Source organism: Streptomyces sp. MZ04 (assembly GCF_004684775.1).
Classification (GTDB): Bacteria; Actinomycetota; Actinomycetes; order Streptomycetales; family Streptomycetaceae; genus Streptomyces.
Genome location: NZ_SRIC01000237.1, coordinates 1 through 13360 on the forward strand (window position 1 = coordinate 1; position 13360 = coordinate 13360).

9 protein-coding genes are annotated in these 13360 nt (G+C 71.2%); 6 read left to right on the plus strand and 3 right to left on the minus strand.

Features of this window, described 5'->3' with window-relative positions:
* Window positions 1-42: 42 nt before the first annotated feature.
* Both E2651_RS33185 and E2651_RS33190 read right to left on the minus strand, forming a co-directional pair.
* Window positions 43-2496 (minus strand): polysaccharide lyase 8 family protein, encoded by a 2454-nt coding sequence (locus E2651_RS33185; RefSeq protein ID WP_245239382.1) that lies wholly within the window; start codon window positions 2494-2496, stop codon window positions 43-45.
* Between the two features lie 177 nt (window positions 2497-2673).
* Entirely contained in the window at window positions 2674-3750 is a 1077-nt protein-coding gene (locus E2651_RS33190) for a LacI family DNA-binding transcriptional regulator (RefSeq protein ID WP_135334962.1), read from the minus strand.
* Between the two features lie 266 nt (window positions 3751-4016).
* Here E2651_RS33190 and E2651_RS33195 point away from each other — a divergent pair, with 266 nt between their 5' ends.
* The 6 genes from E2651_RS33195 (at window position 4017) to E2651_RS33220 (ending at window position 12284) form a co-directional block, all read left to right on the plus strand.
* Window positions 4017-5417, plus strand: coding sequence for a M1 family metallopeptidase (locus E2651_RS33195; RefSeq protein ID WP_245239383.1), 1401 nt, complete (start codon window positions 4017-4019; stop codon window positions 5415-5417).
* Window positions 5418-5449: 32 nt separating this feature from the next.
* Entirely contained in the window at window positions 5450-7666 is a 2217-nt protein-coding gene (locus tag E2651_RS33200; RefSeq protein WP_135334964.1) for a right-handed parallel beta-helix repeat-containing protein, read from the plus strand.
* Window positions 7667-7710: 44 nt separating this feature from the next.
* Window positions 7711-8895, plus strand: a complete 1185-nt coding sequence (locus E2651_RS33205) for a Gfo/Idh/MocA family oxidoreductase (RefSeq protein WP_135334965.1) — start codon at window positions 7711-7713, stop codon at window positions 8893-8895.
* A 147-nt stretch (window positions 8896-9042) separates the two neighbouring features.
* The gene (gene tdh / locus E2651_RS33210; protein ID WP_135334970.1) at window positions 9043-10071 is read left to right on the plus strand and encodes an L-threonine 3-dehydrogenase; all 1029 of its coding nucleotides are present in this window, start codon (window positions 9043-9045) and stop codon (window positions 10069-10071) included.
* A 52-nt stretch (window positions 10072-10123) separates the two neighbouring features.
* Window positions 10124-11332 carry a glycine C-acetyltransferase gene (locus tag E2651_RS33215; RefSeq protein WP_135334966.1) on the plus strand — a complete coding sequence of 403 codons (1209 nt, stop codon included), beginning with the start codon at window positions 10124-10126 and terminating at the stop codon, window positions 11330-11332.
* A gap of 52 nt (window positions 11333-11384) precedes the next feature.
* On the plus strand, window positions 11385-12284 hold the full coding sequence (locus E2651_RS33220; RefSeq protein WP_135334967.1) for a LysR family transcriptional regulator: 900 nt from the start codon (window positions 11385-11387) through the stop codon (window positions 12282-12284).
* A 9-nt stretch (window positions 12285-12293) separates the two neighbouring features.
* Here E2651_RS33220 and bla read toward each other — a convergent pair whose 3' ends face one another.
* Window positions 12294-13175 (minus strand): class A beta-lactamase, encoded by an 882-nt coding sequence (bla, locus tag E2651_RS33225; RefSeq protein WP_135334968.1) that lies wholly within the window; start codon window positions 13173-13175, stop codon window positions 12294-12296.
* Window positions 13176-13360: the final 185 nt, after the last annotated feature.

Sequence of the window (13360 nt, forward strand, 5' to 3'; positions counted from 1 at the left end):
GGTCAGGGGTGCGAGGCGCATGTCGGGCGAGGCGGGGCGGGGTCACCGCAGTGCCGCCGTGTGCGCATGGCCGCGTGATCCATCGACGCGGACGGTGACGACGGGGCGGCGGCCCGGTGTGACTGCCACCGTGTCATCGGCGCGGATCACCTCCCGTACGGGGAAGGGGAGTTCGAGCCTGACCGTCGCGCCCGTGCGCCCCGGGTCGGCCACGGCCAGCGAGACGCCGTCGTCGTCCCGCCGCACGAGCACCGTGCAGGGGCCCGACGCCGTGATGCCCGCCGCGCTCCCCGGCTGCCAGAAGTGCGCGGCGAGGAGCCCGGAGCGGCGGGCCTCGACGGCCTGTGCGGTGGCGTCGTTGGCCACGACGTGGACCGGCCGGGAGCGGGCCCAGGCGGCGGTCGCGGCGGCGCTAGCGCCGGGGAGCAGGACATAGGCGTACGAGGAAGAGGTGGGGGAGGCACCGTGGTCGAGCCACAGGGTCAGATAGCGGCGGGTGACGGGCGTGGTGCTGCCGCCGGTGTCCGCACCGGTGTTGATGGCCCGCCAGGTGCCGGTGCGGTCCTCGCGCAGGGCGTGCAGGCGGGGGCCGTCCTGACCGTCCCCGGCAGGGGAGCCCGGCGATTCCGGGAAGACATAGCCGCCGGTGCCCTCCAGATGGGCCCAGTTGGCGTCGGGCAGGGGCGCCGACCAGCCCGGGTGGGAGGGCCGGCGACGTCCGTCGACCGTGAGCCGCGGGGTTCCGCCGGCGTGCAGATTGCGGTTCTCCACGACCGTCTCGATCGTTCGTCCGTCGCCGGCCGTGATCTCGGCGCCCAGGGCGACGACCGCGTTGTCGAGGAAGAACCAGCTCTTCTTGGCGCGCAGGGTGCTGCCGTCGGCGATGAGTTCCATCGCGGCGGCGCCGTACCGTCCGTCGAGGACCGTGCCGCCCGCGACGGCGTTCTTCGGGCGGTAGGTGCCGGTCCCGCCGCCGGAGCCGATGTCGGTGCGCTGCCGGGTGTCCACGGTGGTGCCCGGAAGGCGGTACGGATCGACCGTCGCCCAGAAGCCGTCCCCGAACTGCCCGAGGTCCTCGCCGTCGTACAGATAGGTCATGCCGTCGCCGGTGTACCAGCCGTGCAGGTTCTCGCCGTTGCCCGCCTCGTACGCGGCGATGCGCTTCGAGGAGAGCGAGAGTGTGAGCGCCCAGCCGGGGCGGCGGTGCACCACCCGGTCCATGTCGGCGAACGCGAAGTGCCCGGTGAGCCGGTCCGTGGCCGGGACGGCGTCGTCGTCGAGCACGGCCTTGGCGCGGGCCAGTGCGGGGATGCCCACGAGCCGCAGGTAGGGGGTGGTCGTGTTGCGGCGGATCCACCCCTTGGCCAGCGCGCGCCAACGCTCGGCGTACGCGGCCGGGGCGCCGGAGGCCAGCTGCAGGATGTTGGTGACGGTCACCGCGCCGTCCTGGTGGTCCGGCGCCTTCTCGCGGGAGATCGCACGGCCGCGCAGCGCGTCCATCATCAGGCCGTCGTACAGCACCGGCGAGAAGGTCCGGTCGACCGCGTCGTACAGGACGGAGGTCTTCGGGTCGGTGACCGCCCACTCGGAGTCCGCGAGCAGCGCGATCAGCTGGCCCGCGCTGCCGAGCAGGACACTGCCGTACGTTCCTGTGTACGCGACGGAGCCGTGCTGCACGAACGACCCGTCCTCGTAGAACCCGTCGCCCGAAGTGACGTACGTGAACAGGCTGTTCTTGCCCTTGTCCCGGACGTCGGAGAGACCGTCGCGTGCCAGCGCGAGGGTGGCCGCGTCGCGGGCGATGAGCCCCCGCAGCGCCACGATGACGGCCTTGTCGGCGCGGTTGGCGCCGGTCTCCGAGAGGGTCGGGGCGTTGGTGCGACGGTCCGGGTCCGGGCAGAACTTGGCGATTGTGGAGACGTACGCGGTCAGGTCGGCGGCCGGGAGCCTGTCCCGCAGCAGCACGCAGGTGTCCATCAGGGCGCGGGGTGCGCCGATCTCCCAGAACCACCAGTTGCCGGTCTCGGGGCGGTCGGGCCGGTAGGCCTCGGTGTGCAGGAAGCGCAGGGCGTCGAGCACGGCGTCCGCCACCTCCGCGCTGTCGCTCAGGGACGTGCCGGGCGTGGCCCACGCGGTCGCGATCGTGCGCAGGCGGGTGTAGCTCTGGCCGAAGTTGCCCGGATCTTTCGCGGGGGAGAGGTCGGCCCACAGAGCGGTCCGTCCCGCCGACCGGTCCAACTGCCGCCACCAGCCGGACGCCTGGGTGTCCAGGACCTTCAGCGCCGCCGCGAAGTCCGGGTCGGCGGCGTCGAACGCGCCGCCGGTGAGCTGTGCCGCGGCGCGGGCGAGCAAGGTGTCGTACGCGTCGTCGGCGTCCGGGGCGCCCCAAGCGGTGCCGGTGGCGGCCAGTGGCAGGAAGGCGGATGCGGCACTCGCGGCGAGCAGCGTGCGGCGTCTTGGCGCGGTGGAGTCGAAGCCGGAGCGGGGCATGCGCATGGGAACTCCCTTGAGGCGTCAGGGCATCGGAGTGGGGGAGTGAAGTGCGTGAGGTGCGTGAGGTGCGTGAGCGATTCCGCGACAGGATGTAAGCGGTTGCTATGCCACGCAAGAGGGTCCGGAATCTTTCTACGTTCTTTCTGTCCCGGCATTGGTCTCCGATGCGGGCCCCGAGTATTAACCGGTTACTCTGCCTTGCCGCGCAGCCACCGAGTCCCGCACCACGATGTGCGTGCCCAGCTTCAGGCCACCCTCCGGCGGCGGCTGCCATGCGCAGGACTCCGCGTCGGACTCCGCATCAGGCACCGCGATCCGCACCGCCTGCCGCCCCATCTCCTCCAGTGGTACATGCACGGTGGTCAGGCGCGGACGCAGGACCTGGGCGGCGGGCACGTCGTCGTAGCCGACCAGGGAGACGTCGTCGGGGACCCGCAGGCCCGCCTCCTCCAGGGCCTGCAGAGCGCCGATCGCCACCATGTCGTTGGCGGCGAAGACCGCGCTGAACGTCAGCCCGGACGCCAGGAGTTCGGTCAGCCGTCGGTGGCCGAAGGCGGGGCTGAACGCGCCGGTGTGCACCAGCTCGGGCGCGGGCGTGACGCCGCGCAGCTCCAGGGCCCTGCGGTGGCCGGCGAGCCGGTCGCGGGTGGTGGAGAGGTCGGGCGGGCCGCCCAGGTAGAGGATGCGTTCGTGGCCCTGGGTGAGGAGATGGTCGGTGAGGGCGAAGGCGCCCCCTTCGTTGTCGTACTCCACCGACAGGGTCGGCACATCACGGCCCACCGACGGCCTGCCGCACAGCACCAGACGTGCCCCGCCGGAGTGCAGATCCCGTGCCCTGCGGGCGACTTCGCGGGCGTACGCGCGATCCGAGTGGGCGCCGCCGACCAGGACCACCGCGTCCGCCCGCTGCTCGTGCAGCAGGTCGACGAAGGCCAGCTCGCGCCGCGGGTCGCCGTGGGTGCAGCAGACCATGCACAGGCGCCCGGCCTCCGACGCGGCCCGTTCGACGCCGCGCGCGATGTGCGCGAAGAACGGGTCGACGACGTCGTGCACGATGATGCCGACCGTCCGGCTCGAGGTCCCGGCCAGCGCCCGTGCGTGGGCGTTGACGACGTAGCCGAGCTCCCGTACGGCCGCCTCGACGCGTTCGCGGGTGGCCCGCGCGACCGGGTAGTGGCCGTTGAGGACGCGGGAGACGGTGGCCGATGAGACCTCCGCGCGCCGTGCCACATCGATGACTGTCGCGCGTCGCGGCACTGGGGCCGCCCCCTTTCGCTGCGGTGGGCCCCTGCCGGGCGCCGTGGCGCACCCGCGATTTCCTGGCCCTGGAGCAGTAAGCGTGTACTGGTGAGCGCCCGTGCGCCAGGTGCTTGCCGAAGATTTCGTCAGCGGAGAGGCTGGTCGAGGGTGTTGACGCTGACGGTAAGCGATTACTACCTTGCGGCCCCATGGCTGAGAACAGGACTCGATCCCTACGTGCTCGCAGTACCCGGACCGTCCGCGCCGCGACAGCGACCGCAGCCGTGGCCGCCTCTCTCGCGCTCGCCCTCCCCGCCCATGCCGCGCCCTTCGAACCGACCCCGGGTTCGGACGGTCTCGGCGACCCGCTGTTCCCGACGCTCGGCAACGGCGGCTACGACGTACGCCACTACGACCTCTCCTTCGACTTCACGCCGGTCACATACGACTTCACCGGCACCATGAAGATCGGAGCGAGAGCCACCCAGGACCTGTCGTCCTTCAACCTCGACGTCGATTCGCTGGCCATCGACGCCATCGAGGTCAACGGCAAGGAGGCCACCTGGACGGTCGGCGCAGGCCAGTCCGGCCAGGAGCTCACCGTCACCCCTGCGGCGGCCCTGCGGGACGATGCCGCCTTCGACGTCGAGCTGACCTACCACGGCAACGGCAAGACCAAGCCGATCGGCGCCCCCGGCTGGCGCTACATGTCCGACGGCGGTTTCGCCTCCGCCGCCCAGGCCTCCCGCGCGGACACCTTCGCGCCGGTCAACGACCACCCGTCCGACAAGGCCACCTGGTCCTTCCACCTCACCGCCCCCGACGGCTGGACGCCCGCGGCCAACGGCAACCTCACCGGCACTCGCGATGCCGAGGGATCCAAGAAGACCTGGGACTTCTCCCTCAAGTCCCCCATGGCACCAGAGCTGTTGGGGATATCGGTCAACAAGCAGACCTACCTCTACGGACGCGGCCCGCACGGAGTGAAGCTGCGCCACCTCGTCCCCGAGGACCAGCAGGCCAAGTACCAGCCCATCGCCGAAGAGACCGGCGGCCAGCTGGCCTGGCTGGAGAAGACCCTCGGCGTGCGCTACCCGTTCGACACCTACGGGGTGCAGATCGTCCGGGACGGCTACAGCGACGCGTTGGAGAATCAAACCCTCTCGCTCTTCGGGCCGTCCTGGTTCGACCGGCCCACCTACTCGACCACCATGGTCCATGAGCTGACCCACCAGTGGTTCGGCGACTCCGTCACCCCCGCCACCTGGCAGGACGCCTGGATGAACGAGGGGCCCGCCGTCTACTACGCGGCCGTCTGGGCGGACCAGAAGGGCTTCAAGACCATCGAGGAGAAGATGAAGACCGCGTACGCCAAGCTCGACGCGGTCCGCAAGACGGACGGCCCGCCGGGAAAGCCCACCGGGCTCGGCGGCTTCAACATCTATGACGGCGCCGCCGTCACCCTCTACGCCCTCAACCAGCAGATCGGACAGGGGGAGTTCGACGCCGTCATGAAGTCGTGGCTGATCAAGCACCGGCACGGCAACGCCTCCACGCAGGACTTCGTCGACAACGCCGTCAAGGTCACCGGCGACCCCTCGGTGGGCACCTTCCTGAACCACTGGCTGTTCGACCTCGACAACCCGCCCATGCCGGGCCACCCGGACTGGGGTGTCGCCAAGTGAGGCGCCCACGCCGGGAAGCGCGGCGCCCGCGCATGGCGACGGCGGCCCTCGCCGTGGCGGCCGTCGGCGCCGTCATCGCCCCGCAGACGGCCCAGGCCGACCCGGGCCCCAAGATCCTGCACGCGGCCCCGAACGGCTCGGGTGAGGCGTGCACCGCCACCCGGCCCTGCTCCCCGGAAGCCGCCCGTGACGCCGCGCGCGAGGTCACCGGACAGGACGTACGCGTCGAACTCGCCGACGGCACCTACGAGATGCGCGAGCCGCTGAAGCTGGGTGCCGCCGACTCCGGGCGCGACGGGCACACCGTCACCTGGACAGCGGCGCACGGGGCCGAGCCGGTGTTCTCCGGCGGCCGGGCGATCGAGGGGTGGTCCGAAGCGGCCGACGGCACCTGGACCGCCGAGGTCCCCGAAGGGCTCACACCGCGCCAGCTCTTCGTCGACGGTGAACGGGCGCTGCGCGCGCGGGGCGCGGCCTGCGCCGCGAGCACCTGTGACGCGACGAAGACCGGCATGACGGGCGCCACGGCCACCGGCATCGCGAAGTGGCGGCGGCCCACCGGTGCGGAGGCCGTCATCAAGGTCCGCTGGCGCGACTACCACTGTCGGATCGCCGGCGTCGAAGGGGACAACCTCACCTTCGCCCAGCCCTGTTGGACCAACTCCGCGAGCGGCACGGACCGCACGGGCCCCGCCTGGGACTCCACGACCGTCGACTCGTCCCGCTACTCCGGAGTCGCCTTCTTCGAGAACGCCCGCGAACTCCTCGACAAGCCGGGCGAGTTCGTCTGGGACGCCGAGGACCGCACCGTCACGTATCTGCCGCGCAAGGGCCAGGACATGCGGCGCGCGCGCGTGCTCACCCCCGCGACCGAGCGGCTCATGGTCGTCGACGGCGCCCACGACCTGCGGATCGACGGCATCGGCTTCGCGTACGCCGCGTACGGCCGGCCGTCCACCGACGAGGGTTACGCGGGCACGCAGGCGGGCCTCACCCTCACCGGCGCCACCGGGCCCGTCGACCACGCGGGCCGCTTCTACACCAAGCCGAGCGCGGCCCTCACGGTGCGCGGCGGCCGTCATGTGGACGTCAGCAAGAGCGAGTTCACGCATCTGGGCGGCGCCGGTGTGATCCTCGAGTCCGGCACCAAGGACTCCTCGGTCACCCGCTCCCGCTTCACCGACCTGTCGTCCGGTGCCGCCTACATCGGCGACACCGAGCCGAACCCGGCCGCGGACCTCGCGGGTGAGCGCAACACCGTGGCGTACAACACGATCAGCCGCGCCGGCGTCGAGTACACCGACGCCGTGGGCATCTGGGCCGGATACGAGGCCGAATTGACGGTCGATCACAACACCCTCGACGACCTGCCCTACTCGGGGATCTCCGTCGGCTGGGGCTGGAACCAGCCCGAGGCCCAGAAGTCCGTCCTGCGCGACAACCGGATCACCGGCAACCGGATCACGAACGTGATGCGGGTCGAGCACGCCCAGCACGACGGCGGCGCCGTCTACACCCAGGGTGCCCAGCCCGGCACGGTCGTCTCCGGCAACTACATCAACCGGTCCGCCTACGGGAACACCGAGCGGGACGGCAACGGCATCTACCTCGACGAGCAGTCCTCGTACATCCGCGTCGAGGGCAACGTCATCACCCGCATCGGCTACAAGTGGGTCTCCAACTGGGCCGGTTACGGTATCCAGAACCACGCCACCGGCAACTGGACCGACACCGACGCACCGGCACTCTCCGGCACCGGATCGACGATGAAGGACAACCACACCGAGCTCGACCGGCTGCCCGCGGACGCGCTCGCCGTGGCGGCCCGCGCGGGCGCGCACGGGGCGCCCGCCGAACAGCTCCGGCCGGACCTCGCACGCGCCGGAACCGCGTCCCAGTCCTCCACGGACGGCGCCGCCGAGGCCGCGTACGCGACCGACGGTGACACCTCCACCGACACCCGCACGCTGTCCGAACCGGGCGCCTGGTGGCAGGTCGACCTGGGCGAGGCGCGGCGGGTGGGACAGGTCGAGGTCTGGAACAACACCTCCATGACCACCGCCGACTTCGATGTCCGGCTCGCGAGGACCGCCGACTTCGCCGACGCCACGACGCTGCACGTCACCGGACGATCCCTGCGGCCCACACTCCTCGACACGGACGCGGAAGCCAGATACATAAGGATCAAGCTCACCGGCACGGGACGCGTGGCGCTCGCCCACGTACTCGTGCATCCTGCACGTACATAGGCAACACCCGCACCCGCACAGGTATTTGTACGGAAAGGCACACCATGACCGACCTCCGTCTCGGCGTCCTCGGCTACGGCTTGCGCGGTTCGCTCGCCCGCACCGCGCACCGGCCCGGCGCGGGCTCCCGCGTCACCGCGCTCGCCGACCACGACGTGACCGCACGGACGGAGGCGGCCGTGGCCTTCCCCGGCGCCCTGATATCCACCGACCACCGCAAGGTCATCGAGGACCCCGACGTCGACGCCGTCGTGATCCTCACCCCCGACCACACCCACGCACAGCTCGCCTGCGAGGCGCTGCGCGAGAAGAAGCCCGTCTTCGTGGAGAAGCCCCTGGAGATCGGCATCGAGGCCTGCGACGAGATCCTGCGGACCGCCTACGAGACCGGAACGCGCCTCTACGTAGGCCACAACATGCGCCACATGCCCGTGGTCAGGCTGATGCGCGACATCATCGAGCGCGGCGAGATCGGCGAGGTCAAGACGGTCTGGGTACGCCATTTCGTCGCCTACGGAGGCGACTGGTACTTCAAGGACTGGCACGCCGAACGGCAGCACACCACAAGCCTGTTGCTCCAGAAGGCCGCCCACGACATCGACGTACTGCACTGGCTCTCCAACGGCTACGCCCGTCAGGTGCAGGCGCTCGGCGACCTCATGGTCTACGGCGACAACCCGCACCGCCGCGCGCCGGGCGAGCCGAAGTCCGACGACTGGTACACCAAGGACGGCCACTGGCCGCCGCACACCCAGCGCGACCTCAACCCCGTCATCGACGTGGAGGACGTCTCGCTGGTCAACATGCGCCTGGACAACGGGGTGTTGGCGTCCTACCAGCAGTGCCACTTCACCCCCGACTACTGGCGCAACTACACCGTCATCGGGGACGCGGGCCGTCTGGAGAACTTCGGCGACGGCCCCGGAGGCGTGGTCAAGGTCTGGAACTCCCGCCGGTCCGGCTATCGGGGCGAGGCCGACGTCGAGTACCTGGTGCCGGACGCCCAGGACGAGGGCGGGCACGGCGGCTCCGACCCGTTGCTCATCGACGAGTTCGTCCGCTTCGTACGCGAGGGCGGCCGCACCGACACCTCGCCGGTGGCCGCCCGGATGGCGGTCGCGGCGGGCGTGCGCGCCACGCAGTCGCTGCGGGACGGGGGCACGCCGAGGGAGGTGCCGACGCTCGACCCCGAGCTGATCGCCTACTTCGAGCGGGGGCAGACCCGCTAGCCGACAGGGCCTGAGCCGGGCCTGAGCCGGGGCCTGAAGGAAAGCTGCGGCGGCGCTTAAGAAATCCTCGATGGACCGGGGCGCCGCCGTAGGGAAGATTCCTGTGTCGTCGGGGGGAAGAAGCGACGTACGACAGGAGCCGTGGCGTTGAAGGCGCTGGTCAAGGAGAAGGCGGAGCCGGGACTCCGGCTGATGGACGTGCCGGAGCCGGTCATCGGCCACGGCGACGTCCTGATCAAGGTGCTCCGCACCGGGATCTGCGGCACGGACCTGCACATCCGGGCCTGGGACGGCTGGGCGCAGCAGGCCATCGCCGCGCCGCTGGTCGTCGGGCACGAGTTCGTCGGCGAGGTCGTGCAGACCGGGCGTGACGTCGCGGACATCACGATCGGCGACCGGGTCAGCGGCGAGGGCCACCTGGTGTGCGGCAAGTGCCGCAACTGCCAGGCGGGGCGCCGCCATCTGTGCCGCGCGACGGTCGGGCTCGGCGTCGGCAGGGACGGGGCGTTCGCGGAGTACGTCGCACTGCCCGCCGGCAATGTGTGGGTGCACCGCGTTCCGGTGGACCTCGACGTGGCCGCGATCTTCGACCCGTTCGGCAACGCCGTGCACACCGCCCTGTCCTTCCCGCTGGTCGGCGAGGACGTGCTGATCACCGGCGCGGGACCGATCGGCCTGATGGCCGCGGCCGTGGCCCGGCACGCGGGGGCCCGCAACGTCGTCATCACCGACGTCAGCGAGGAGCGCCTGGACCTGGCCCGCAAGGTCGGCGCGAGCCTGGCGCTGAACGTGGCCAAGTCCTCCATCGCCGACGGCCAGCGCGAGCTCGGCCTGCGCGAGGGCTTCGACGTCGGCCTGGAGATGTCCGGCAACCCCGTCGCGATGCGCGACATGCTCGCCAACATGACCCACGGCGGCAAGATCGCCATGCTCGGCCTGCCGTCCGACGAATTCGCCGTCGACTGGTCCCGGATCGTCACCTCCATGATCACGATCAAGGGCATCTACGGCCGCGAGATGTTCGAGACCTGGTACTCGATGTCCGTGCTGCTCGAAGGCGGCCTCGACCTGGCCCCCGTGATCACGGGCCGCTACAGCCACCGTGACTTCGAAGCGGCCTTCGACGACGCGGCGAGCGGCCGCGGCGGCAAGGTCATCCTCGACTGGACCTCCTGAACCCCTCCTGCTCCTGACCTCCTGACCGACCTCTTCTTTAAAGGAAGTCACCATGTTCGACTCCGTACGGGACGATCTCCAGGCCACCCTCGACGAGATCACCGCCGCGGGCCTGCACAAGCCCGAGCGCGTCATCGGCACCCCGCAGTCCGCCACGGTCGCCGTCACCGCGGGCGGGCGCCCCGGCGACGTACTGAACTTCTGCGCGAACAACTACCTCGGCCTCGCCGACCACCCCGAGGTCGTCGCCGCCGCCCACGAGGCCCTGGACCGCTGGGGCTACGGCATGGCGTCCGTGCGCTTCATCTGCGGTACGCAGGAGGTGCACAAGGAGCTGGAGGGGCGCCTGTCCGCGTTCCTCGGCCAGGAGGACACGATCCTCTACTCGTCCTGTTTCGACGCCAACGGCGGTGTCTTCGAGACGCTGCTCGGCGCCGAGGACGCGGTCATCTCCGACGCGCTCAACCACGCCTCGATCATCGACGGCATCCGGCTTTCGAAGGCCCGCCGCTTCCGGTACGCCAACCGTGACATGGCGGACCTGGAGCAGCAGTTGAAGGAGGCTTCCGAGGGCGGCGCGCGCCGGAAGCTGATCGTCACCGACGGTGTCTTCTCCATGGACGGGTACGTCGCCCCCCTCCGGGAGATCTGCGACCTCGCCGAGCGTTACGACGCGATGGTCATGGTCGACGACTCGCACGCCGTCGGCTTCGTCGGCCCCGGCGGCCGCGGCACCCCCGAGCTGCACGGCGTCATGGACCGCGTCGACATCATCACGGGTACGTTGGGCAAGGCGCTCGGCGGTGCTTCGGGCGGCTACGTCGCGGCCCGTGCCGAGATCGTCGCGCTCCTTCGCCAGCGCTCGCGCCCGTACCTCTTCTCGAACACGCTCGCTCCGGTGATCGCCGCGGCCTCGCTCAAGGTCCTCGACCTCCTTGAGTCGGCCGGTGACCTGCGGGAACACCTCGCCGCGAACACCGCGCTCTTCCGCTCGCGGATGACCGAGGAGGGCTTCGACATCCTGCCGGGTGACCACGCGATCGCGCCGGTCATGATCGGCGACGCGTCGGTGGCGGGACGGATGGCCGAGCTGCTCCTGGAGCGGGGCGTGTACGTCATCGGCTTCTCGTACCCGGTGGTGCCGCAGGGCGCCGCCCGCATCCGGGTCCAGCTGTCCGCGGCGCACTCCACTGAGGACGTGAACCGTGCGGTGGACGCGTTCGTCGCGGCGCGGGCGGAGCTGGACGCCGCGGGGGTGTGAGCCGCGGGCCCCGTGGTGGGGGAGTGGCCGCCGGTTTGGGAGAATTGGCCACATGATCGAAGCGCGGCGGCTGCACATCCTCCGTGCGGTGGCCGACCACCGCACCGTGACGGCGGCTGCCGCCGCGCTCTATCTCACGCCCTCCGCGGTGTCCCAGCAGCTGACCGCCCTCGAGCAGGAGACGGGCCACCGCCTGGTGGAGCGCGGCGCGAAGGGCGTACGGCTCACGCCGGCCGGGGAGATCCTCCTGTCCCACACCAACGCGGTCCTCGCCCAGCTCGAGCGGGCCGAGGCGGAACTGGCCGCGTACAGCTCGGGCGCGGCGGGCACGGTGACCGTCGCGTCCTTCGCCACGGGGATCGCCCTGGTCGTCGGCCCCGCCCTGGCAAGGCTGGCCTCCTCGGCGCCCGGGATAAGGGTGCGGGTCCAGGACGCGGAGGGCGACGCGAGCCTGCCGATGGTGCTCGACCGGCAGGTGGATGTCGCGGTGGCCGTGGAGTACCGCGGCGCGCCGGGCGCCGACGACCCCCGGCTGACGCGCGTCCCGCTCTACGCGGAGCCGTTCGACGCGGTGCTCCCGGTCACGCACCGGCTCGCTGCGGCCGAGCGCGTGCCGCTCGCGGAGCTGGCCAAGGACGCGTGGATCGGGCCCTTCGCGGGGAATCCCTGCCACGACGTGGTGATCCTCGCCTGCGAGGCGGCCGGGTTCCAGCCGCTGCTCGAGCACTGGTCGGACGATTTCCGCGCGGTGGTCGCGCTGGCCTCGGCGGGCGCGGGGGTCGCCCTCGTCCCGCGGTCCGCGCTGCGGGGCATGGACGTCTCCGGCGTCGTGATCCGCCCGGTGGACGGCGTCGCCCCCACGCGCCGGGTGTTCGCGGCGGTGCGGTGCGGTGCGGAGGACCATCCGCTGATCCGTCCGGTGCTCGAGGCCTTGGGAGAGGCGGCGCAGTAGCGGCGGCCTTCAGGTGAGAGCAGATGCCACATACGCCGCGGCGTCCGCGATCAGTGCTTCCCTCGGCTCGGCGTCGTACCCGGAGCGGTCCGACATGATCGCGAGAACGATCGGCGCGGCCGTCGGCGGCCACACGACGGCGATGTCGTTGGCGCGCCCGTAGTTGCCGGTGCCGGTCTTGTGGGCCAGCGTCCAGCCCTTGGGCAGCCCGGCCCGGATGCGCTTTTCGCCGGTGGTGGTGCGCTCGAGCCAGTCCTTGAGAAGGGCGCGCTTCCGTGCGGGAAGCGCCTTGCCGATGACCAACTCCTGATAGTCGCGGGCGATGGCACGGGGTGTCGTGGTGTCGCGTGGATCGCCGGGGCGGTTGTCGTTCAGTTCGGGCTCGAACTGATCCATCCGGCTCTCCGCGTCGCCGAGCCCCCGCAGATACGCGGTCAGCCGCCGGGTACCGCCGATGTCGCGCATCAGCAGATTCCCGGCCGTGCCGTCGCTGTAGCGGATGGCGGCATCGCAGAGCTGCCTGATGGTCATGCCGGTCGCGACATGGTTCTCGGTGACCGGCGAGATGGAGTCGACGTCGGCCTCGCTGAAGGTGACGACCTTCTCCAGGTGCCTCAACGGCTTCCGGTCCAGGACGGCCGCCGCGGCGAGCGTCTTGAAGGTGGAACAGAACGCGAAACGGTCGTCCGCGCGGTGGGTGAGAACGGCGCCGGTGCTTGTGGCGAGCGCGTACACGCCCAGACGCGCGTCGTGCTCGCGCTCGAGGGCGGCGAAGCGCGAGGCGGCCTTCGCGATGGCGGGATGGTCGCGGGACGGCGAGGCGGACGCCGCCGCCGACGGTGACGCGGAGGACCGCTCGTCCGCCGCGCATCCCGCCAACGGCAGTACCATCCCCGCCCCCAACAGAGCACGACGCGTGAGACCGGACGGTCGAGACGAACCCACGTTCCACCCTTCCGATGGCTTTCCATGACGCAACCCTTGCCCGGCAAGTGAACACGAACGCGGCCGGTCGGGGAGGCATGCCGCGATGCTGGGCGAGAGATCAGGCCATGGGCGTGGAGGTGGGTGGGCGG

Coding starts and splice junctions, on each gene's coding strand:
- E2651_RS33220 (WP_135334967.1), top strand. CDS start 11,385: ATGATCGAAGCGCGGCGGCTGCACATCCTCCGTGCGGTGGCCGACCAC.
- bla (WP_135334968.1), bottom strand. CDS start 13,175: ATGGTACTGCCGTTGGCGGGATGCGCGGCGGACGAGCGGTCCTCCGCG.
- E2651_RS33185 (WP_245239382.1), bottom strand. CDS start 2,496: ATGCGCATGCCCCGCTCCGGCTTCGACTCCACCGCGCCAAGACGCCGC.
- E2651_RS33205 (WP_135334965.1), top strand. CDS start 7,711: ATGACCGACCTCCGTCTCGGCGTCCTCGGCTACGGCTTGCGCGGTTCG.
- E2651_RS33200 (WP_135334964.1), top strand. CDS start 5,450: ATGGCGACGGCGGCCCTCGCCGTGGCGGCCGTCGGCGCCGTCATCGCC.
- E2651_RS33215 (WP_135334966.1), top strand. CDS start 10,124: ATGTTCGACTCCGTACGGGACGATCTCCAGGCCACCCTCGACGAGATC.